The organism is Bdellovibrio sp. SKB1291214, from assembly GCF_002209355.2.
Lineage (GTDB): Bacteria > Bdellovibrionota > Bdellovibrionia > Bdellovibrionales > Bdellovibrionaceae > Bdellovibrio.
The window spans coordinates 3,331,313-3,351,840 of the sequence record NZ_CP106855.1 but is presented as its reverse complement, the minus strand read 5'-3'; the positions used below and the strand labels follow the sequence as shown (position 1 = coordinate 3,351,840).

General features: G+C 44.8%; 21 protein-coding genes. 13 read left to right on the top strand and 8 right to left on the bottom strand.

What is annotated here, in order from left to right; translation table 11 throughout:
* Window positions 1-164: 164 nt before the first annotated feature.
* The 4 genes from rfaD to B9G69_RS16500 all read left to right on the top strand — a co-directional run bounded on the left by rfaD (window position 165) and on the right by B9G69_RS16500 (window position 4,332).
* Window positions 165-1,139, top strand: coding sequence for an ADP-glyceromanno-heptose 6-epimerase (gene rfaD / locus B9G69_RS16515; RefSeq protein WP_088615730.1), 975 nt, complete (start codon window positions 165-167; stop codon window positions 1,137-1,139).
* Window positions 1,140-1,151: 12 nt separating this feature from the next.
* Window positions 1,152-2,894 carry an aromatic amino acid hydroxylase gene (locus B9G69_RS16510; protein WP_088615731.1) on the top strand — a complete coding sequence of 581 codons (1,743 nt, stop codon included), beginning with the start codon at window positions 1,152-1,154 and terminating at the stop codon, window positions 2,892-2,894.
* Complete coding sequence (locus B9G69_RS16505; RefSeq protein ID WP_088615732.1) at window positions 2,895-3,680, top strand: RNA methyltransferase; 786 nt, start codon at window positions 2,895-2,897, stop codon at window positions 3,678-3,680.
* 106 nt (window positions 3,681-3,786) lie between these two features.
* The gene (locus tag B9G69_RS16500; protein ID WP_088615733.1) at window positions 3,787-4,332 is read left to right on the top strand and encodes a DUF4337 domain-containing protein; all 546 of its coding nucleotides are present in this window, start codon (window positions 3,787-3,789) and stop codon (window positions 4,330-4,332) included.
* A 23-nt stretch (window positions 4,333-4,355) separates the two neighbouring features.
* On the opposite strand, the gene B9G69_RS16495 is transcribed toward B9G69_RS16500, so the two are convergent.
* The 4 genes from B9G69_RS16495 to B9G69_RS16480 form a co-directional block, all read right to left on the bottom strand.
* The gene (locus B9G69_RS16495) at window positions 4,356-4,772 is read right to left on the bottom strand and encodes a hypothetical protein (RefSeq protein WP_088615734.1); all 417 of its coding nucleotides are present in this window, start codon (window positions 4,770-4,772) and stop codon (window positions 4,356-4,358) included.
* Window positions 4,773-4,796: 24 nt separating this feature from the next.
* On the bottom strand, window positions 4,797-5,195 hold the full coding sequence (locus B9G69_RS16490; protein ID WP_265438062.1) for a PspC domain-containing protein: 399 nt from the start codon (window positions 5,193-5,195) through the stop codon (window positions 4,797-4,799).
* 8 nt (window positions 5,196-5,203) lie between these two features.
* Complete coding sequence (gene ribD / locus B9G69_RS16485; protein ID WP_254916900.1) at window positions 5,204-6,328, bottom strand: bifunctional diaminohydroxyphosphoribosylaminopyrimidine deaminase/5-amino-6-(5-phosphoribosylamino)uracil reductase RibD; 1,125 nt, start codon at window positions 6,326-6,328, stop codon at window positions 5,204-5,206.
* Window positions 6,329-6,656: 328 nt separating this feature from the next.
* On the bottom strand, window positions 6,657-7,907 hold the full coding sequence (locus B9G69_RS16480) for a DEAD/DEAH box helicase (RefSeq protein ID WP_088615737.1): 1,251 nt from the start codon (window positions 7,905-7,907) through the stop codon (window positions 6,657-6,659).
* A gap of 100 nt (window positions 7,908-8,007) precedes the next feature.
* Here B9G69_RS16480 and B9G69_RS16475 point away from each other — a divergent pair, with 100 nt between their 5' ends.
* The 4 genes from B9G69_RS16475 to B9G69_RS16460 all read left to right on the top strand — a co-directional run bounded on the left by B9G69_RS16475 (window position 8,008) and on the right by B9G69_RS16460 (window position 12,074).
* Complete coding sequence (locus B9G69_RS16475) at window positions 8,008-10,008, top strand: M13 family metallopeptidase (RefSeq protein ID WP_088615738.1); 2,001 nt, start codon at window positions 8,008-8,010, stop codon at window positions 10,006-10,008.
* 122 nt (window positions 10,009-10,130) lie between these two features.
* A complete protein-coding gene (locus tag B9G69_RS16470; RefSeq protein ID WP_088615739.1) occupies window positions 10,131-10,496 on the top strand; it encodes a rhodanese-like domain-containing protein in 366 nt (121 codons plus the stop codon).
* 5 nt (window positions 10,497-10,501) lie between these two features.
* Window positions 10,502-11,875 carry an HAD-IG family 5'-nucleotidase gene (locus B9G69_RS16465; RefSeq protein WP_088615740.1) on the top strand — a complete coding sequence of 458 codons (1,374 nt, stop codon included), beginning with the start codon at window positions 10,502-10,504 and terminating at the stop codon, window positions 11,873-11,875.
* 1 nt (window position 11,876) lies between these two features.
* Window positions 11,877-12,074, top strand: coding sequence for a hypothetical protein (locus B9G69_RS16460; RefSeq protein ID WP_088615741.1), 198 nt, complete (start codon window positions 11,877-11,879; stop codon window positions 12,072-12,074).
* A 46-nt stretch (window positions 12,075-12,120) separates the two neighbouring features.
* On the opposite strand, the gene B9G69_RS16455 is transcribed toward B9G69_RS16460, so the two are convergent.
* From B9G69_RS16455 to B9G69_RS16440, 4 genes are all read right to left on the bottom strand, one after another.
* On the bottom strand, window positions 12,121-13,746 hold the full coding sequence (locus tag B9G69_RS16455; RefSeq protein WP_217897698.1) for a trehalase family glycosidase: 1,626 nt from the start codon (window positions 13,744-13,746) through the stop codon (window positions 12,121-12,123).
* Between the two features lie 134 nt (window positions 13,747-13,880).
* Window positions 13,881-14,723: a hypothetical protein gene (locus B9G69_RS16450; RefSeq protein WP_088615743.1), complete on the bottom strand. Its 843-nt coding sequence runs from the start codon at window positions 14,721-14,723 to the stop codon at window positions 13,881-13,883.
* A gap of 61 nt (window positions 14,724-14,784) precedes the next feature.
* Window positions 14,785-15,354 (bottom strand): hypothetical protein, encoded by a 570-nt coding sequence (locus B9G69_RS16445; RefSeq protein WP_254916901.1) that lies wholly within the window; start codon window positions 15,352-15,354, stop codon window positions 14,785-14,787.
* Window positions 15,355-15,366: 12 nt separating this feature from the next.
* Entirely contained in the window at window positions 15,367-16,089 is a 723-nt protein-coding gene (locus B9G69_RS16440) for a hypothetical protein (protein WP_088615744.1), read from the bottom strand.
* A gap of 122 nt (window positions 16,090-16,211) precedes the next feature.
* Here B9G69_RS16440 and B9G69_RS16435 point away from each other — a divergent pair, with 122 nt between their 5' ends.
* From B9G69_RS16435 to B9G69_RS16415, 5 genes are read left to right on the top strand one after another with little or no spacing between them, the layout of a single operon-like run.
* Window positions 16,212-16,934, top strand: a complete 723-nt coding sequence (locus B9G69_RS16435) for a DUF2520 domain-containing protein (protein WP_088615745.1) — start codon at window positions 16,212-16,214, stop codon at window positions 16,932-16,934.
* A gap of 9 nt (window positions 16,935-16,943) precedes the next feature.
* On the top strand, window positions 16,944-17,741 hold the full coding sequence (gene panB / locus B9G69_RS16430) for a 3-methyl-2-oxobutanoate hydroxymethyltransferase (protein ID WP_088615746.1): 798 nt from the start codon (window positions 16,944-16,946) through the stop codon (window positions 17,739-17,741).
* Entirely contained in the window at window positions 17,741-18,496 is a 756-nt protein-coding gene (panC, locus tag B9G69_RS16425) for a pantoate--beta-alanine ligase (RefSeq protein ID WP_088615747.1), read from the top strand. The genes panB and panC overlap by 1 nt, the downstream gene beginning before the upstream one ends.
* Window positions 18,483-19,760, top strand: a complete 1,278-nt coding sequence (gene coaBC / locus B9G69_RS16420; RefSeq protein ID WP_088615748.1) for a bifunctional phosphopantothenoylcysteine decarboxylase/phosphopantothenate--cysteine ligase CoaBC — start codon at window positions 18,483-18,485, stop codon at window positions 19,758-19,760. The genes panC and coaBC overlap by 14 nt, the downstream gene beginning before the upstream one ends.
* Entirely contained in the window at window positions 19,757-20,527 is a 771-nt protein-coding gene (locus B9G69_RS16415) for a type III pantothenate kinase (protein WP_088615749.1), read from the top strand. Before coaBC ends, B9G69_RS16415 begins: the two co-directional genes overlap by 4 nt.
* Window position 20,528: the final 1 nt, after the last annotated feature.

Sequence of the window (20,528 nt, the reverse complement as noted above, 5' to 3'; positions counted from 1 at the left end):
CCGACAGGTACGAATGGGATTCACCAAAGCAACGTCTATGCCGCCCCAGTTGCAATTGGTTGGTTTCCAAGGCCCTATTTTTGAACTATTTGCAGGTTTGGACAGAGCTTCCACAAGGGCTTTTTCTTGTGTATCGCAAAGGGCTGTAATAGGGTGAATTCACTATGATTATTGTAACTGGCGCAAATGGTTTTATTGGCAGTGTGATGGTATGGCAACTCAACGAAAAAGGGTTCCAAGATATTATTGCCGTGGATTCGGTCGATCTTCAGGAACGCAACCTTCTTCGTAAACGCGTTTTCAGTAAATTTCTGCTTAAAGACGAACTTTGGCCTTTCCTTGAAACTGACGAAGCTAAAAAGAAAGTTTCCTGGATCATCCACATGGGCGCTTGTTCTTCCACAACGGAAACGAATAAAGAATTCCTTTGGGAAAACAACACCTACTACACTCAACGCATTTTCGAATGGTGTACGAAACATCAAAAGAACATGATCTATGCTTCCAGTGCTGCGACTTATGGCGCCGGCGAACTTGGTTTCGACGATACGACGGACCCAGAGTTACTAAAGCCATTGAACCTATACGGTGAATCGAAAGTTTTGTTTGATCGTTGGGCTTTGAAACAACCAACGACCCAAACGCCACCACACTGGTATGGTTTGAAATTCTTTAACGTCTTTGGACCCAACGAATTCAAAAAAGAAAACATGGCTTCCATCGTTTTCAAAGCTTACAACCAGATCAAGGATACTGGAACTTTGGGCCTGTTCAAATCTGCAAACCCTAAATACAAAGATGGCGAATTCATGCGTGATTTCGTTTACGTGAAAGACGTAACAGGTTGGATGGCCGAATTGATGGAGAAAAAACCTACAAACGGCGTTTACAACATGGGTTTTGGAAAACCTCGTACCTGGTTGGATTTGGCAAAAGCCACCTTCACATCCATGGGTAAAGAGATGAAAATTAATTGGATCGAAATGCCAGAGAATATCCGTGGTCAGTATCAGTACTACACTGAAGCTAAAACGGATAAGTGGAGTAAGTCAGGAATGAGTGCTCCGAAATGGCCTCTGGAAAAAGCGGTTGAAGATTACGTGAAGAACTACCTGACTAAAGAAGACCCCTTGCTATAAAAGGCCCGCGATATGGAGATAGACTTTTTACCACCGCATCTTAGAAAATACGTCGTCGAGCAGCACTATGAAAAGTACACTCCGATTGATCAAGCAGTTTGGCGTTATGTTTTGCGTCAGCTGCGTTCCTTTTTATCCAAACATGCCCACGAAAGTTACGTGGAAGGTTTGGGCAAGACTGGTATTTCTGTAGAGCGCATTCCCCGTATCGAGGAAATCAGCGCAAAAATTCAAGAGTTCGGATGGAGAGCCTTGCCCGTTAGTGGATTTATTCCACCTGCAGCGTTCATGGAACTGCAATCACTGGGCGTACTGCCGATTGCCTCTGACATGCGAAGCATCGATCATCTCCTATACACTCCAGCTCCTGACATTGTTCACGAGGCAGCGGGACATGCACCGATTTTGGTTCAACCTGAATTCGCTGAATATCTTCGTCAGTATGCACAGGTGGCAAAAAAAGCGATTCTAACGAAAGAAGATTTAAATCTTTACGAAGCCATTCGTGACCTGTCAGATATTAAAGAAAATCCTGCCTCGACCTCTGAAGAAATCAAAGCAGCAGAGATGAAATTGGACAGTGTCAGCAAAAGCATGACGATCGTTTCCGAAGCCGCTGAACTGGGCCGCATGAACTGGTGGACAGCAGAGTACGGATTGATTGGGACTCTGGATAATCCGAAAATTTTCGGTGCGGGTCTTCTTTCAAGCGTAGCTGAATCCCAATGGTGCTTGAGCGCCAATGTTAAAAAGATTCCTCTGACTGTCGACTGCATTAAGCAAAGTTACGATATCACTGAAATGCAACCGCAGCTTTTCGTCACACCTGATTTTAAAACTTTGGTTAAAGTTCTAAACCAAATGGCAGACCAAATGGCCTTCCGCTTGGGTGGATTGCAAGGGTTGAACAAAGCCATTGAGGCTCAATCAGTCAACACCGCAGAGCTTTCTTCAGGTATACAGATATCCGGTCAAATTGTTGAAGCCATCACCGACGGGTCTGGCAAAATCGCATATCTGCGTTTGCAAGGCCCTTCGCAATTATCATTCAAAGACAAACAAATCCAAGGTCACGACAAAACCTATCACCTGCATGGCTTTGGAACTCCAGTTGGTTTCTTAAAAGACTATCCAACAAAAGAACCTTCTGATCTGACTCGTTCAGAATGGTCTGATATCGGAGTGGAAAAAGGTCGCAAAGCCCGTTTGGAATTTGTTTCGGGTGTCGTGGTAAATGGAACTGTAAAGGCGATGACGGTTCTTGAAGGCAAAACTATTTTGCTTTCAATGACGGACGCGAAGGCAGAATTCCAAGGTCGCGTGCTGTTTGACCCCGCTTGGGGCATTTATGATATGGCTTTGGGTGCGACGGTGCCGTCTGTGTTTGGTGGCCCCGCGGACCGAGAGGCTTACGGTGAAACCGAAGACTTCGTCGCAAAACGTGTTCCAGCTCCCAAATACTCCACCGAAGAGCTTAAACTTCAGACTCAGTACGGTCTCTTAAGAGAACTTCGTGAAAAGAATATCCAAGGCGCAGAGCTTGAAAAAACTTTATCCGATCTTTTGGCAAACCATGATAAAGACTTTCCACAGGATTGGTTGTTGCGCTTGGAGGTTTTGGAACTGACTAAAGCACGCCTCGGCAACTCCTCTTTGCTCGCAAAAGTTGAAAAGGATCTTCATACTTTGGCTGCAAAAGATGAAAAAACTAAAAATCTTATCCAAGACGGAATTGCTTTATCAGGAAATCTGTAAATGAAACGTCCCTTTGAAGTGCGCATTGTTTTGGTGCGCACAATCTACGAGCGAAATGTTGGTGCCACTTCACGTGCAATGAGTAACATGGGTTGCGAAAAGCTCGTGATGATTGACCCTAAGTGCGAGCTGACTTACGAAGCACAACAGGCGGCAGCGACTGGCCAAAACGGTCTACAAAATCGCACCACTTACAAATCCTGGGCCGAGTTCATGGCGAACGAGCCCGAAAGTATCAAAATTGCTTTCACCGCTCGTGATGGCAAAGGTCGCCAAGTCCGCGACATCGACGATGTCTTAGCTGACATCAAAGAAAACTCTCCTCAGTTCCAGCACGAATCCGACGAGCCTTATACAATTCATCTGATCTTCGGTCCCGAGGACTGGGGCCTCGCTGGTGAGGATTTAGAATACGCTAACTTTTGCGCGTGCCTTCCAACCTTTGGCGCAAACTGGAGCTTAAACCTAGCCCAAGCTACTTTGTTAGGAATGTTCTCTCTACGTAAAGCGTGGGGGGGCGACCGTACAAAATTGGACGGTGGCAAAAAGCGCAGAGCTCCTCAAGGCATCCAAGGTATTGATCCCGAACAAACTTTAAAAACCTGGATCGAAGAAATGGGTTTCGATCTAACGAAACAACGTAAGATCAACGCCTTCACAGTTTTACGCCGTATGCTTTTGCAAAACACACCAACTAAAAAAGAGTTGGTAATCCTAGAAACAGTCCTCCAACAATCCATCCGCAAACTCCGCGAATGGAAAGAAATGAAAAACCGCGACCGTTAATCCCAAAGGTCTCTGCCGGTTTTTTAAATGCATTGCGCATCAAAAAATCGGCTGTAACCTTTTTCTTAACTTTTGTTAAGAAAAACTCGATGCTACCATTTTTGCTATGGAAGAAATCGAAGTACCTTTGGAACAAACTCAAGAACACATTCAACATCATGCGCTTCATGGCGGAGGCGACAGTAAGCTGATTAATGTGAGCGCTGTTCTGTCGGCGATCCTGGCTGTCTGTGCTGCTATTTGTGCCTTGCTTGCGGGTCATTATTCGAACGAGGCTATGATCGAACAGATCAAATCCTCTGACCAGTGGTCATACTATCAGGCCAAGGGTATTAAGGGTGCTTTGCAGGAATTCCGTCTGGAGATGAATCCGCAAACCGATGCTGCCAAATTAGTGACGATCAAGGAAAAGATCGAAAAGTATAAAACTGATCAAGAAAAGATCTTTGAAGACGCTAAAGAGAAAGAGGAAATGAGTGAACTAAAACTTCACCAACACGAACGCCTGGCCATGGCCGTTACATTCTTTCAGGTGGCAATCGCTATTATCGCGATCGGCGTTCTGACCCGTAAAAAGTTTTTCTTTTTCATGGGATCTGGATCAGGACTGATCGGATCACTTCTTTTTATCTCATTCCTTTTTATCAAATAGAAAGCGCCGCAGTTCATGCGGCGTTAGAGGCTGGCTTCTTCTTCTTGGATTTCGATTTCTTTATCGCGAACGGCGCGGAGCTGTTCGTCGATTTTTTGAAGAGCTATTGCGAAGGCCTGGCCCATGTCGTTCAGCTCGTGAATACGAGACATGGTTTGTTGTTCTTCCGCTCCGACCAAACGCAAGCTTTCCAGCTTTGCAGAATTCAAATCGATTTCCTTAGTCAGGGTCTCAAGCTTTTGATTGATGCGCTTACGATCTTCAATCAAAGCTTTTGTGATTTCACGGACTTGGTTCAGGCTTAAAACTTCCAATTTTCCATTTTCAAAAGCATTTTTGGTTTCTTCAGTGACTTGTTCATCACCGTGAAAGGCCTCCCAAAATAAAGCCCACTCATTTTTCAGGGAACTTACGATCGACCTATTACTGTCATCACCCATATATTAAAAATTAACTCCTGCGCCCTAAGGCGACTTTACTGATTTAGGGGCGTCCGGAATAAGAAAGTAGCAAAGCCCGTAAACCAAGATCGCAGCTCCGAAAGTGACGCATAAAAAAAGGACGGCCGTGGTGCGAACCACTCCGACCTCGAGCTGGTATCTCATCGCTATCCTACCACACACCCCTAAGACCTTTCTATCTAGAGCATGGTCCAGTCTGTCGACGCGCGGCAGTGTCCACCATAGGATTAAATATAAGAGCACCCCGGTCCCAACCCAAAAAATGGCAACCAGCCAAATGACGCGCAGTATCCAAGTTTCGATTTCAAATGCCTGGGCTAGACCTTTGCAAACCCCCGCCAAAGCTCCATCGGATGCACGAACCCAACGGTATTTAGAAGTCGGAAGAAGGTCGGCTGTCATTGTATCCATTATTCAATTCTCCCGGTGATCATAAAATCGTTTCCAAATGTCTTATAGGTTGGATGCTGAACGAAGATTTTGTCTTTCATTTCATCAATCCTCATTGTCTCGGTCCACGATCTCGAGCCACCTGCTCCCATAATTATTGGAGCTTGGAACATATAAAGACGGTTTACGAGTTTGCTTTGGACAAAACTACTTGCCGTCAAAGCGCCCCCTTCAACCAATATGGATCTGAATCCTTGTTTGTAAAGTTGAGCTAAAAGATCTTCCAAATCTAAATCGCCGCCCATTTTTGTTTTCACAAAAACCAACTGAGGTCCGTCAGTCAGGTGCTTGGCTTTCTTTAAAATATCTTCCTTAAGTTCTTCGGCAACACACCAAAACACATTTTCTGAAGTATGAGCGGCGGCCACCTTCAGATCAGAATATTTTTGCAGCAGTTCACCTTCGCCATCGATGACGATGACTTTGTTTTTCTTTTCGATATGCGGATGACGAATATTCAGTGACGGGTTATCAAAATCAATAGTGCCTTTACCTACTAACAAGCCATCATAACTTGCTCGCAAATAGTGAACATATTCTCGAGATTCCGAGCCCGTGATCCACTGACTTTCGCCCGATTTCAAAGCGACTTGTCCATCTAGGGAGCTTGCCATTTTTAAAGCGACAAAAACTTTTTTGTGACGGAAATTCCAAAGAAATGCTTCACAGACTTCTTCAAGCTTTATGCGCATCTCTTGATCAAGTTTCAAATCGCTGCCTTGATAAACATCGGCTTCGATGCCTACTTGACGTAAGATTTCCGCACCTTGCCCAGCCACCAATGGATTTGGATCGATCAAACCGAATGTGACTTTTTTAATTGGCAGAGTTGCCAGCATCTTAGCGCATGAAGGAGTCTTACCTTCATGAGCACAAGGCTCAAGAGTTACGATCACGTGAGCGCCTTTAAGTTCTGCCGAGGAAAGATTTTTAACAGCGTTCACTTCCGCATGGGGACCGCCGTAAAACTCGTGGTGACCAGCCGCCAAAAAGCATCCTGTGGAATCAAGAACCACACATCCTACAAGTGGATTAGGACTGACACGAGTAGCACCTTTGTATGCCTCACTGATGGCTAATGCCATAGCAGCATCCGCTGACAGAGGGGTTCCACGGACTGGGGGTGTAAGGCTTATCATTTGATCCAAGGGGTCTCTCCCGCGTAAATTCCGGCTCCCAGCTTAGTCTCAAAATGAGGCGATTTCAATCCTGAGGATTTTAACGTTTTTTAACAAACAAACTAGAAAGAATTTATAATTATTAACCGATAATTACTTATATAGGGGGATTTAGCATCATGAGCAGCAAGGTTAAAAAGGAAGAGCAGCCCCGCTGGTATTACTTGATGATGGTCATCAACTCCCTAGCAATACTCTTTACAATCGGTATGTTGCGCGACCTGATGTGGATATTCTAAGAACCAAGAGTTTCAAGATTTCTATAGAACTCTAAAACCTTGGGGTCCACGATGATGGATCGTGGGTTCCACCCGATCAAATGCAAGCCTTGTGAAGATTTTAACCGCGACAATGCGACGTAAGCATGCCCCGGTTCCCACAGACGACTTAAATTACACCACAAATCATCCAGAGTAGCGCCCTGACTTTTATGAATCGTCGTTGCATAAGCAAGAGTCAGCGGAAACTGAATCACTTGCGCCATGACGTTGCCTTCTGCATCTTGCAGCGCGAATGAAACTTTGTCGACGCTGACTTCCCGACCACCATCTTTTTTAACGGTGATTTCATCGGCTGCGATATCAGTGATCACACCACGCGTCCCATTCACCCACCGCTTTTGCGGATCATTTTGCAAAAACATCACACGACAGCCAAGCTTTAAGGTCAGCTTGATTGGAACGGGAGCCGACTTCATTAAAATGTCGACGTGTTTTTCAGAACCAAAATAAATGGAATCAATAGTGATCTCTTCCTCGTTAATCTCGGTGAGCTTTCTTTGATTGAATTCCTCTGCGTCGGCTTTTCTTGGAAATAATCTTGTGCCGGGATCATCGTGATCGTGGTCGCGTAAATGTTCGTTCAAAAAATCACGCACTCGCTCTGTGACCAGACCGTGGCGAACATCACTTAGAACATCCAAAAATAGATTATCTGACACACGCTGATTGTGTGAAAGCATCACAGATTGAAATCCAGTTTGGTTCCAAACGGGATTCAAAAAACACCAATCTCTGGGACCACTGTGAGTTACAGGTGGCAACTGAGCAAAATCCCCAACGGCGATGATGCGCATCCCACCCCACGGTAAATTTGATTCTCGCGCTTTTTGTGAGAGAGCTTCCGCGATCATCAACGCCTGACCGGGAATCATTGAAATCTCATCGATAATTACGCCCTCGACCTTGCGCAGTCGTGCCATTAATTTCGTATCTTTAGAAGCACGTTGATAAGTGGAGTCAGGACCACCTTCCATAATTCCAAGTCCAAAGAAACTATGAAAAGTTCGTCCACCCAACAAGACGGCAGCAGCTCCAGTGCTTGCCAGAATAGGCATCGTCTTCGGGTCAAGTTCGCGCATAAACTGACGAATTAAAAAACTTTTCCCACTGCCTGCGCCACCGGTCAGAAAAACATTTTCCCCGGACCTTAAAAGATCCAAAGCATTTGCTTGTTCAGGTGAAAGTTCCACAGTGGTTTTTGTCATAAAAAAGGATCATGCCACCGAGGTACTGCCATAGCAAGATTGTGTTGCCTTTCACAGCAAAGGGTCATGAAATATTCAAGCATCATTTGAAAGGACTCTTATGAATCGCTCTTTATTGATTTTGATGGCAGCGAGTCTGACTGCTCAGTTTTCCTTCGCTGCAAACGCTCCCAAAGGCCCTTCTTCTGAAATTCCAGAAAAACGTGAATTTCCCCTAAATACCAAAGTAAATCCTTGTGAGGATTTCGAAGCTTATGTTTGCACGGACGTTAAGGCGTCATTTAAACTTCGCCCAGATCGCAGCTATCATGATTTTGCCTTTAGCGATTCTGCTGAAAGAATTTTAGAAACCAAAAAGAAGTTCATGGCAGATCTTCCAGAAGCCAAAGATTTGAACGAGCGCACAGAGCAACTGCGTGATTTCTATATGTCATGCATGAATCCCAAAGCCCGCGCTGCAGCTGAAAAAGAAGAAGTAAAACGTGTGCAAAAAGCCCTTAAAGGACTTGAGACGTGGGAAGACCTGGTCACCTATTTAAACCAACAGCAATCCAAAGGCGGGCAGTTTTCTCTTGCAAGTATGTGGAGCTATCCTGATCCAGACGATTCTAACAAATTGAATGTCGGTCTTTTTGGAAACCTGATGGGATTGCCTGATCAGAAATACTATGACCAACCTGAATTGATGAAAGACTATCAGAAACTTTTGACGGCATTTTTCAAGAACGTTGATCCAAAAGGCAAAGATGGCAAAGCCGAAGACCGCGCGAAAGCCGTCATCGAGGTTGAAAAGGATTTCGCAAAGGTTTATCCCACTCCCGCTCAACGTCGCGAACGTTTCTCTGAAAGACATATTGCAACTCAAGAAGAGGTTTTGAAAAAGTACCCGAACTTGAAATTGGATATCTTGTTTAAAAAGACTCCCAAAACAGCTTTGGTTTCAATCCCACTTTTCGAGGGCACTGATTTTGTAAATGCTGAAATCGCAAAACGCCCCCTATCAGTCTGGAAAGACGTAGCTCTTAGAAAATCGGTTTATCCTTACTTGGATGACGGTTACACGAAATTCTATGAACAGCGTTTTGCGTTTAATAAAAAGTATTTCGGAGGGCCTGAAAAACGTGCTGAACGCCAAGAGCGTTGTACCGAAGAGGTTATGGGCAACTTTGATAAAGAACTTGATGCTGCCCTGATTGATAAAATGTTCCCAAACTTTGACGAAGCTAAAGTTCAAGAGCTGGGAACAAAAATCCGCGAAAGCATTTTGGCGGGCCTTGAAAACAACAAATGGCTTTCCAAAGAGGCTCGCAAAGAAGCGATTAAGAAAATCAAAACGGCTCGTTTGCAGTTAGTAAAACCCCACAACGACCGGGAGTGGGACTTCACGCCCATTCGTCGTTATTCAAAAACAGATATGATGGTGAATGATCGACTGTTAGCGGAAGCAAACTACAGCAAAATGCTGCACGAGTTGACGGAGCCAAACAATAAAGATGCCTGGGGTATGGGCCCTTTGACTGTGAATGCTTACTACTCCCCGACAGAAAATAAATTCGTACTGCCTATCGGTATCTTGCAGTATCCATTCTATAACAAAGACGGCAGCATGATCGAAAACCTGGGCGCCGTTGGCGCGGTGATTGGTCATGAACTTGGTCACGGTATCGATGACAAGGGTTCAAAATTTGATTCAGCTGGAGCTTTACGTGAATGGATGAAAGATAAAGACTTGGTCGAATTTTCCAAACGTGGCGAGCGCATGGTTGAGCAATTCAACAAAATCGAGCACGACGGTAAACTGACTTTGGGTGAAAACGTGGCCGACTTGGTTGGATTGACGTTTGCTTACAACGCAGCTTTCCCTCAAAACAAAGGAAGTCTCGAAGACAAAAGGACATTCTTTACGGGTTACGCTCGCTTGTGGTGCACAGTTTCTCGACCTGATTTTGAGAAATTGAAAAGAAAAACGGACCCGCATGCATCAGGCATTGCCCGCATCAATGAACAAGTAAAACACCAACCTGGCTTTGCAGAAGCTTTCCAATGCAAACCAGGCGATAAAATGACCCTACCTGAGGCCGAGAGAGTCCAAATCTGGTAACCGCTTCTCACCGCCCCTTGTCGAGGAAATTATCAGATTTCCTCATATGTCAGGGGGCATCTCTTGAAGCCAACCTCCTGGACTGATATGATAACAGTCTTGGCTCTAGGAGGGCTTTTACGATGACAGTGAAGGTTTACGAATTCACATCAAAAACTGAGAATCCAAATTTTGAAGATGTTCACGATATTGCTCCCGCTGAACTTCACCAAAACATGTCTAAAGTAAAAATGATCGATGTTCGTCAGCCTGACGAATACACTGGAGAACTTGGCCACGTTCCAGGTTCAGAGTTGTTAGTGCTCGACACTCTTCCGGATCATTTGGAAGACCTACCTAAAGACCAAACAATTGTGTTCATCTGCCGCAGCGGAGCTCGTTCAGCTCGCGCAACTGCTTTTGCGAAGATGAATGGATTTACGAACGTATTTAATATGCTGGGCGGAATGCTTCATTGGAATGAATTGCAACTGCCTGTTGAAAGATAAGAATTATGCCAGGAAAAGTATTTGTTAACAGAACCTTGAATCTTAAAAAGATTCGTTACATCGGTGTCGACATGGACCACACGTTGGTTCGCTATAACTCCGAAAACTTCGAAAGACTTTCGCACACGACGATGATCGATAAATTGGTCAAACGTGGCTATCCAGAAACTCTGCGCAAGCTGACGTTTGATTATAACTTCGCGATCCGCGGACTTGTCATCGACCGTAAGATGGGAAATCTTTTGAAATTGAATCGCTACACGGCGATCCGTGCGAGCTATCATGGTTTGAAACCACTTGATTTCAAAACTCACCAAAAACTTTATAAATCGACTTACATCGATCTTTCGAACACAGACTATTTGGCTGTCGATACCTCGTTCTCCATCTCGTTGGCGAACCTGATCGGTCAAATCGTTGAGTTGAAAGACACGGATACAGCGAACAAATATCCAGAATACGTTCAGATTGCTGACGATGTTTTGGATGCTTTGGATGAAGCTCACCGTGATGGTTCTTTGAAAGACGAAGTTAAAAAGAATTTGGATCACTACATCATCAAAGACCCGGGACTGGTTGCGAACCTTGAAAAGTTCCGTCGCCATGGTAAAAAGATCTTCGTTTTGACGAATTCTGATTATCACTACACGAAACTGCTTTTGGACTATGCGGTTCAGCCTTTTCTGAAAGAATACAAATCATGGGCAGACCTTTTTGAGTTCGTGATAACCTTTGCCTCTAAGCCGAAGTTCTTCTACGAAAATCAAAAGTATCTGCGCGTGAACCCAGCTGACGGCTCTATGACTAACATGGAAGGCAAGCTGACTCCGGGCATTTACCAAGGTGGTAATGCTAAGAAGTTTACTGCAGACCTTGATTTGAATGGTGATGATATTCTTTACATCGGCGACCATATCTATGGGGATATCCTTCGTTTGAAAAAGGATTGTAACTGGAGAACAGCGATGGTTATCGAGGAGCTTGATTCTGAAGTTGAAAAAAACAGAAAAGCTGAGCCTATCAATCAAGAAATTGAAACATTGATGCGCAAAAAAGAACCATTGGAAGATGAGTTGACCGAAATCATGACTCGTAAAATTGAAAAGTCTGCCGACTTCAACGAGTCACAAGTCGAAACTCTGCAAAAAAGTATTTCAGAGATCGATGGTCAAATCAGTGCTCATATCAAAAAGCAACAGGCGCTATATAATGCGAACTGGGGTCAATTGATGAGAGCTGGTAACGAAGAAAGTTATTTCGCCTATCAGTTGGATCGTTACGCGTGCGTGTATATGGAAAAGCTGGCGGATCTTTTGGAGCTATCTCCAAGAACTTACTTCCGCGCACCACGTAGACCTCTAGCCCACGAGATTTACTAATATGAATAAAAATATCGCTCTTTGGATTTTGGCTTTGATTATCGTGGCACTTGCAGCCTTTAACATTGGCAGACGCTCTGTCCACTGTAAGCCTGCTACCGGGGCTGAGACCGCGGCGGCTTGCGGAACCCCAGCTTCGGCATTCCCGACGAACTTGCCGCCTCCACCGCCACCATCTGAATCGAATAGTTCACATTAATAAAAATAAAAAACCGGGTTTTAGGACCCGGTTTTTTTATTTCGAATTAATGAGCCGTGTGGATGATTGGCACTTTTAAAACATTCGTTAAAGCCCAAACATAAACACCATTGGTCCATAAGAAACCATCTTGAGTCGGATATTTATCTCCGGCCTCGTGAGGAACTCCACCTCGAACAGCATCAATTTTTTCAATCACTTTACCGGTCTCTTGATAAATCGTCTCTACCGATTGAACCCATTTGCCGGCAAGCCTTACACCTTCTTTTTGATATCCGTATTTCAAAGCACCGCTGATGGCAAAGAAGTGATGAGGAGCCCATCCGTACGGAGCATCCCATTGCTTGCCCGTGTCTTTTTCGGCTGACATGATCCCACCTTTACGCTCAAGACGTACTAACTGACTCATGACTCCTTTTGCCTGCGCATCGGATGCAATTTTATAATGAAGTGGCATGAAAGTATCTGCCGTTACGACTTGGGATTTTCTTAAGGTCGGAAGATGCACATCACGGTAGACCTGACTGCTCTGATCCCACATGTACTTGTCCATAGCTTTTTGACGAGCCACCGAAGCCGTTTCGAATCCTTGCACTTCGATTGAATCTTTATTTAACAGGCGCCCCATCCAAGCCAAATCTCTCTCAACCTGAAACAAGATAGAGTTCAAGGAGACAGCGCCGTATTCACTTGCACGGCCTTCAAAAGCTTCTGTAAAGTCCTTGCCACTTTCAGCTTCGGCTTTCACGTCTCTAAACGTGTGCGCGATTTCAGTTTCTTTGTCCGAAGAATGGCGTTCCGGTCTTGGGGTATTGCTGCTATCCCAAAAATGATTCAGCCCTGTGCGTTTGTCATAACGAGTCTGCGGATTCATCCAGAACTGTTCATAGTCTTTTTTGATCAAAGGATAAGCTTCAGCCAACCATTGACGAGTTGATGGCGACAGCTCCCCTTTAGCCATTTCATGTTCCAAAACTAAACGAACCATTTGTGATATCAACGGCGGTTGCGAGCGGGTCAAATAGTAATCACGAGTCCCATTGGGAATCAGCCCATAGTTTTTTAAAAGGAAAAGGAAATTATCAACTTGTCCCTTAACGATGTCTTGTCTGCCCGTTTTTAAAAGCGCAGGAAAAGCAAAGTATGAATCCCAGTAATAGCCTTCTTGAAATCGAGCTCCCGGAATTAACAACGGGTGAGGCAACGGAATCAACGAAGACGTGGTATCTTTCGGAGTTTGACGAGTCAGCTCCGCCCACATCGTTTCGATGTGTTCAAAGGTTGCTCTGTGATCTGGGGATTTTACAGTCCATTGACTTTTCAATGTAGGATCTTGTACTGGCAAAAGCTCCCGGCGATGCTCGTACATGGATTCAATCCAGTACTTTGTCGCCACTTTTTCACCTTGTTGTTGACGAAGAATTTGCGTTTGTTTTGCAATCGCCTCTTTTTGAGATGAAGACAAGGTACGAAGAGAAAGATCTGCCAGTGTTTTGAAGTCATCCCACAGATTCAACTCGCGGGCGCGATCCACCACCGGGTCCATCAGGGCCTGGGAAGATCTCGTATGAATGGAGATACCAGAGGTAAATATTTGCGAACAAAGTGGAGCCGCCGAGGCACTCCAAGACATCAATAATACAATTGGTAGGGCTATGATTTTTGTATGCATATGAGGAACAAGAGCAATTCTCGGACCCATAGAAACGCATTGAATAGAAGCTAATAGAGGAACGGGCGCATAGAGTACCTAGAGCGCCCTAAATAGGCATCGAGGTGCAAATATTCTGACACCCCTGTGATGAATTATTTGATAATTTCCAGAGATTGAAGCTTGGCCTTGATATCCGAGATCTTAGCGCTTCGGCCCGATTCCATCAGATATTTCACAGCTTCGGAGATGTTCTTTTTATCTTGGTCCGTCAAAAGCTTCGAGCGCTTCGCTTCAACAGTATCAGCCTTCACGCCACGGCACTCTGGCGCACCAGCAAGCTCGGGGTTGTTTTCGCAAACGTTTCTTGGCAATGGCTTGCGGTTTTTCATCGCAGTCACGATACCTTTGGTATCGTTTTTACCTTCACCCACGACCACTTCACCTTTTTCAGTTTCATCCTCCGCGGCTGAGGATTCAAAGCCTTTTAAAAGGCCTTTCGTTTCCAAGCGCAAAGTCGTCATCATCACATTCAAAAGGATTTTGGCGTTGTCTTCCGTCAGATAAGCTTCATAAGCTGGTTGATCAATATAAACATAAGAGGGGGATACCCACGTTAGCCAACGATCTGGTGCTGCTTCGCCAGCTTTCAATGCATAATAAACTTCGTTCGGTACGGATTTATTCGCCAATGACATCGTTTTCCAGCTGCGGGCTTTAATAAGATTCACGAGGCCCAAGGCCTCTTTATCTTGAGCTGTCATATTTGCGAGGATGGGATCGATGTAGATGCGATAACCATCGTCATCTTTAAAATTGAAGGCCATTTCTTTGATAGCGGCTTCTTGGGCAGCAATTTTGGCTTTCTTTGCCTTGGCAGCGTTACTACGGCCGTTCATAACTCTGACGTTAGAACCGCCCTGTTTAGTCTCTAGACAGCCTGCCATAAATTGTAAGCAAAAAAGGGCACCGATAACGGGCAAAACCATTCTCTTCATTTTAAGCTCCCAAAGTTTAAATCCACTGGGGAGCTTACAAGGTTTATGCCCGCTTAAGCGATTAAGGAACAGGAACTGGAGATGGCTGATTGCCATCGAATAGCGGGTAAAGAACATTCACCGTCATGTTACGTTGAGTAACAACGCATTCTTGAGAAATGATTCTGTAGCGTTCGATCGGGAAGTGGTATCCACGCTCGATCCAACCCCAACCATTCCAGTCAACGTAACGACGGTAACCAGTACCGATTCTTTCGTTCACAGATCGAGTTTCAAAGTGATAAGTCAAAAGAGGAAAACGAACCTTAACAACGCCGTTTGCTTCCATCTTCATTTCAGCTTTTTCGTCAAACACGCAGCCGTAAAGACCATCGATACTGCGAACGCGACCTTTTACCGTCTCGCCTACCTTTACTTCGCGATCCTTTGGCATTTTGAAATCAAAGAACCAGTTCACAGCAGCCCCGTTGCCGTAAAAGCTTGTTGTGTTCATTGTCACTGAACCGTCGAATTCGATAAGATCGACTTCTGCCGTGCGGTTTTTATTTTCGTAAGTACCCTCGAAAATATTGCTCGCCTGTACCATTGCAGGCACTACGAACATGATCATCGCTGCGATAAATTTTTTCACGAAGACTCCCTTTTAGTTTCTATTAAATAATATGATAAAATCTTTTGGACCCACTTGTTCCGCCAATGAAGAATATTTGTTAGGTTCCAATTTTTTACGATACGTTCTGCGAGCTGCATTTCGAATCGCACATCCAAACTTAGCCGTGCCAGCAGGATCCACTTCACCACTGTCGATGCACTTTGGTTCAAATGATTGCTCTTGATCGCGAGTCACTGGAAAAGTGCTGACAGTGAAACTTGTGACGTCCAATTTATAATCAGACTTTAATTTCGCAACAGGATTCGACTCCAGCAGCTGCGAAGCATAAATATGTGGAACGATCAAAGCCACACGCAGTCCTTCAGAGCGGGCTTTATTAACTCCCTCCACCAGGCGTGACATTTCATCTTTCATTGCAATGTAAACACCCTCACGGAAAAGTTCGACGTAAGGAAGCATGGGCTCCACGATGATGACATCGTATTTCATGCCCACTTCTTGATTGGCTTCAATAAAGCCCTTCCATAGTTCCATGTCTTCAATTTTGTTAGGAGTAACTCCTAATACTGCAATAGGTGCGTCTTTGATCTCTTGGTGCAACTTTGAGAGGATTTCTTTACCCATATCCTCAGGTGTCGAGACCTGTGTAAAGGCGATTTTAGGCGTCGTTTCAGGGCCCACCGAAAAAGTCAGGGTGAAATACAGACCTAGAGCGATAATGGCGACGGCGCCAATCCAATACAAATGCTTCATAGGACTATGGGCCTATCACCCTCGACCCATCATGGCAAGGCTCGTTGTATTCTGTTAAAATTGTGCTACTTTGCGAACATTACAGAGGACCCGATCCTAATAAGACAGGTACCTACAAATATATGGCGACGAAGACGAATTCATCTATCTCATTCCTTTTAATTGGCTCTGGCCGTGTCGCCCGCCACTTTGCACACTATTTTCATCTATTAAACATTAATTTTCAGACTTGGGATCGATCTCAAGACCCTCATGCATTGCGCGTTAAAATCGCCGCAGCGACTCATGTCTTGCTGGCGATCAGCGACAGTTCATTGCAGGGATTTTATCGTCAGCACCTTTTGGGCCATGACGATAAAGTAGTTGTGCATTTTTCGGGCGCTCACTCCTTCGATGGTATGGTTTCAGCTCACCCGCTGATGACCTTTGGAAACGAACTTTATGATTTGGATTTTTATAAAAAGATCCACTTCACATTAACGGGCGTCTCCACTCTGGACGAGGCTTTGCCGGGTCTCACAAATTCTTATTCCTGGCTCCCTTCCGCACAGAAAGCGCTTTATCATTCATACTGCGTGATGGGTGGAAATTTTGTGACTTTGTTGATCGCCAGAATGCTTTCCGGCTTTGCAACTATGAAAGTTCCCACAGAAGCAGCTCATCTGTACGTGCAAAAAGTTGTGGAAAATACTTTTGCAAATCCTGAAGCCGCTTTAACGGGTCCCCTTGTTCGCAAAGATGCAGAGACGGTCGCTGCAAATTTGAAAGCCCTGGAAAACGATCCGGCAGTGAATATCTACAAAGCATTTCTTGAAACTTATTGGCCTGAGTACCCTCGAAAGTGAGGCTTCGCTATGAAATCAATTTTAGACTTCCAAGATAAAAAAAATAAAAAGCAGAAGATCTCTATGATCACTTGTTATGATTATTCTTTTGCTCAGATCGTAGCGGAAAGCAATATCGACTGTATTTTGATTGGTGACTCATTGGCAAACACCATGCACGGTTTTCCGACAACTCTGCCTGCGACTGTCGAGATGATGGCTTTACACACGGCAGCTGTGGCTCGTGGCGCAGGAACTAAGAAATTTATAACTGCTGACTTTCCATTTATGTCGAACCGTAAAGGTTTGACGGCCGTGATGAATGCCGCAGAGAAAATCATGCAAGCTGGTGCGCACGCTTTGAAACTTGAGGGTGGCGATGAATACACTTACAAAATCGTTCGCCATTTGGTCGATTCCGGCGTTCCTATCATGGGTCACTTGGGTTTAACTCCCCAATCCGTAAATCAACTGGGCGGTTTTAAAGTCCAAGGCCGTGATGATAAAGCCCAAGCGAAAATTCGCGAGCAAGCTTTACGTCTACAGGAAGCAGGTGCTTTCTGCATAGTGCTTGAGTGCGTGCCTTCTAAATTGGCCGCTGAAATTACCCATTCCTTGGATGTCCCGACGATTGGTATCGGCGCCGGTTCAGATACTGACGGCCAAGTTTTGGTCTTGCAAGACCTGTTAGGTATGAATCCTGGGTTTAAACCTAAATTCGTTAAAACTTATTTCAATGGCTTTGAAGCGCTTAAAGAAGCATTCAACACTTACCACTCTGAAGTGGAAGGAGTTGATTTCCCCTCAGAGAAAGAGAGCTATTCATAATGGTTCAAGTTCTGCGTACTCCTGCTGAATTCAAAGCGTGGAGAAAAAATCAGACAGGCAATGTTGGTTTCGTACCGACCATGGGTGCTCTGCATTCAGGCCACGAAGAGCTTTTGAAAAATGCACGTCGTGAAAACCAAGTTGTGGTTCTTTCTATTTTTGTGAATCCCACTCAGTTCAACGATCCTAAAGATTTCGAAAAGTATCCTCTGACGTGGGATCAGGATTTGAAAATCGCTGAGACTAACAAAGTCGATGCGATCTTTTATCCGCGCTATCCAGATATGTACCCAGATGAGTACCGCTATAAAGTTTCTGAAAATAGTTATTCCCAATTATTGGATGGCGCTCACCGCCCGGGTCACTTTGATGGAGTGTTATCAGTTGTGATGAAGCTTTTCAATGTGGTCGCTCCTGATAAGGCCTATTTTGGTGAAAAGGATTTCCAACAGCTCACTTTGATCAAGGGAATGGTGGATGCATTTTTTATGGATGTAGAGATCGTACCCGTTGCGACCGTCCGAGAAAACGATGGCCTCGCTAAGAGTTCTCGCAATCTTTTGTTAACTCCGGAAGATCGCCAGAAAGCTCCAATTATTTATAAAACTATCACCACAGCGAAAACTTCTGAAGAAGCAGCGAAAGCTCTGACAGCGGCTGGATTTGCTGTGGATTATGTGACAGACGTTCACGGGCGCCGTTTTGTGGCGGCTCGTTTGGGCGCTGTAAGGTTAATTGATAATGTCCAAATCTAAAGTCCTTTTCATGATGACGGGCTCCATTGCATGCTACAAAGCATGTCATGTGGTTTCGCGTCTGGTGCAAGCGGGTTGCGAAGTTCAAGTTGTGATGACTCCGGCGGCTTTAAAATTTGTTGGCAATGCAACTCTGGAAGGCCTCACTGGCAAACCTGTTGTCAGCGATATGTACACTCAAGGCAACGTGATGGATCATATCCATCTGATGCGTTGGGCGAATTTGATTCTGGTGGCGCCTGCCACTGCGAACTTTATTAATAAAGCTGCGCAAGGTATTGGCGACGATCTGGTTTCGACTTTGTTCTTGGCTCACGATTTTAAAAAGCCTTTCTTGTTGGCGCCTGCGATGAATACTTCTATGTATCTTCATCCCGTGACTCAAAAATCCATCTCGGCTTTAAAATCCTATGGCATTGAAATTTTGGATTCTGCATCTGGAATTTTGGCTTGTGGGGAAGATGGTTATGGCAAGCTTCTTGATCCCGACGAGATTTTGAAAATCACGTTGGCTCATCTTCATAAAGCAGCTCCGATGGCAGAAGCATCTGCTGTGGCAGTAGCTCAGCGTTCATCAGAACTTTCTAAAATCAAAGTTTTGATCACCGCGGGTGGCACGCAAGAGCCGATCGATACAGTCCGTACAATTACGAATTTGAGCTCTGGTCGCACGGGTATTTCCTTGGCTGAATACATGAGCCAAATGGGTTTTGATGTGACTTTGATTCAAGCCCACGGCACAGCAAAGGCTGAGCATGTCTCTCACCGTGATTACTTCACAAGCTTTGCTTCTTTGGATACTCAGCTTAAAAAATATCTTTCAGAAAATGAATTTACCCATGTGATTCACGCGGCGGCGGTTAGCGACTATTCGGTGGATTCCATCGAAGTGGATGGCAAAAAATACCGTCCCTTAGAAGTTAAGAAAGTCAGCTCTGATTCTGAAAGCATGAATGTTCATTTGAAACGCAATCACAAGATAGTGGATCGATTGAAAGATTATTCTAAAAATAAAAACGTCAAAGTCGTGGCTTTTAAACTGACCAGCCATGCGACGGACGAACAAAAGAAAGCCGCCGTGGAAAAGCTATTCAAAGCCTCCCATGCGGATTTCGTTGTTCATAATGATTTGACCGATATTGATATTGTAAACCGCACTCACAAGTTCACGCTTTATAACCATCAAAGCTTTGTGTCTTGCGAGAGCCTGGATCAGCTCACAAGCGAGTTGATCCGTGTTATGTTGCCAAAGGACTCCGTATGATTTTGTGTCTAGATGTTGGGAATACCCAAATCTTTGCAGGCCTCTTTGATAAAGACAAAATGGTAATGTCTTTCCGTAAAAATTCTAAATCGGGTGCTTCTTCGGATGAAACCGGGATTTTCTTGCGCACGGCAATTCGCGAAAACGGATACGACCCTGCACATGTAAAACAGATTGCGATCTGCTCTGTTGTACCCGAGGTGAATCACTCCCTGCGCGGTGCTTGCATGAAGTATTTCAATATCAATCCCTTCATCTTGCAAGCGGGTGTAAAAACAGGGTTGCGGGTAAAATACCGCAATCCCTTGGAAGTCGGCGCGGACCGCATTGCGAACTCCATTGCGGGCACTCACCTATATGCGAACAAAAATCTAATTATCGTAGATTTAGGGACGGCGACGACATTCTGTGCAGTTTCTAAAGAGAAGGACTATCTAGGTGGCTCCATCGTAGCCGGTATGCGCTTGTGTATGGAGGCCTTAGAGAGCAAAACTGCAAAGCTTCCCTCCGTTGAAATCCAATCCATGCACGAGGCTTTAGGCCGTACTACTATTGAAAGCATTCAATCTGGTTTATACTACGGTCATTTAGGCACGATGAAAGAGATCATCGCTCGCATTACTCGCGAATGTTTCCAAGATGAAAAGCCCTTCATCATTGGAACTGGTGGATTCTCTGCTTTATTTGAAAAAGAAAAAGTATTCGACGTTATTATCCCGGACTTAGTTTTAAAAGGTATGCTGATCGCACTTCAGCACAACGCTTAGA

Excerpts from the sequence above, each read along its gene's own strand:
- rfaD (WP_088615730.1), top strand. The coding sequence starts at position 165 with ATGATTATTGTAACTGGCGCAAATGGTTTTATTGGCAGTGTGATGGTA.
- B9G69_RS16510 (WP_088615731.1), top strand. The coding sequence starts at position 1,152 with ATGGAGATAGACTTTTTACCACCGCATCTTAGAAAATACGTCGTCGAG.
- B9G69_RS16505 (WP_088615732.1), top strand. The coding sequence starts at position 2,895 with ATGAAACGTCCCTTTGAAGTGCGCATTGTTTTGGTGCGCACAATCTAC.
- B9G69_RS16500 (WP_088615733.1), top strand. The coding sequence starts at position 3,787 with ATGGAAGAAATCGAAGTACCTTTGGAACAAACTCAAGAACACATTCAA.
- B9G69_RS16495 (WP_088615734.1), bottom strand. The coding sequence starts at position 4,772 with ATGGGTGATGACAGTAATAGGTCGATCGTAAGTTCCCTGAAAAATGAG.
- B9G69_RS16490 (WP_265438062.1), bottom strand. The coding sequence starts at position 5,195 with ATGACAGCCGACCTTCTTCCGACTTCTAAATACCGTTGGGTTCGTGCA.
- ribD (WP_254916900.1), bottom strand. The coding sequence starts at position 6,328 with ATGGCATTAGCCATCAGTGAGGCATACAAAGGTGCTACTCGTGTCAGT.
- B9G69_RS16480 (WP_088615737.1), bottom strand. The coding sequence starts at position 7,907 with ATGACAAAAACCACTGTGGAACTTTCACCTGAACAAGCAAATGCTTTG.
- B9G69_RS16475 (WP_088615738.1), top strand. The coding sequence starts at position 8,008 with ATGAATCGCTCTTTATTGATTTTGATGGCAGCGAGTCTGACTGCTCAG.
- B9G69_RS16470 (WP_088615739.1), top strand. The coding sequence starts at position 10,131 with ATGACAGTGAAGGTTTACGAATTCACATCAAAAACTGAGAATCCAAAT.
- B9G69_RS16465 (WP_088615740.1), top strand. The coding sequence starts at position 10,502 with ATGCCAGGAAAAGTATTTGTTAACAGAACCTTGAATCTTAAAAAGATT.
- B9G69_RS16460 (WP_088615741.1), top strand. The coding sequence starts at position 11,877 with ATGAATAAAAATATCGCTCTTTGGATTTTGGCTTTGATTATCGTGGCA.
- B9G69_RS16455 (WP_217897698.1), bottom strand. The coding sequence starts at position 13,746 with ATGCATACAAAAATCATAGCCCTACCAATTGTATTATTGATGTCTTGG.
- B9G69_RS16450 (WP_088615743.1), bottom strand. The coding sequence starts at position 14,723 with ATGAAGAGAATGGTTTTGCCCGTTATCGGTGCCCTTTTTTGCTTACAA.
- B9G69_RS16440 (WP_088615744.1), bottom strand. The coding sequence starts at position 16,089 with ATGAAGCATTTGTATTGGATTGGCGCCGTCGCCATTATCGCTCTAGGT.
- B9G69_RS16435 (WP_088615745.1), top strand. The coding sequence starts at position 16,212 with ATGGCGACGAAGACGAATTCATCTATCTCATTCCTTTTAATTGGCTCT.
- panB (WP_088615746.1), top strand. The coding sequence starts at position 16,944 with ATGAAATCAATTTTAGACTTCCAAGATAAAAAAAATAAAAAGCAGAAG.
- panC (WP_088615747.1), top strand. The coding sequence starts at position 17,741 with ATGGTTCAAGTTCTGCGTACTCCTGCTGAATTCAAAGCGTGGAGAAAA.
- coaBC (WP_088615748.1), top strand. The coding sequence starts at position 18,483 with ATGTCCAAATCTAAAGTCCTTTTCATGATGACGGGCTCCATTGCATGC.
- B9G69_RS16415 (WP_088615749.1), top strand. The coding sequence starts at position 19,757 with ATGATTTTGTGTCTAGATGTTGGGAATACCCAAATCTTTGCAGGCCTC.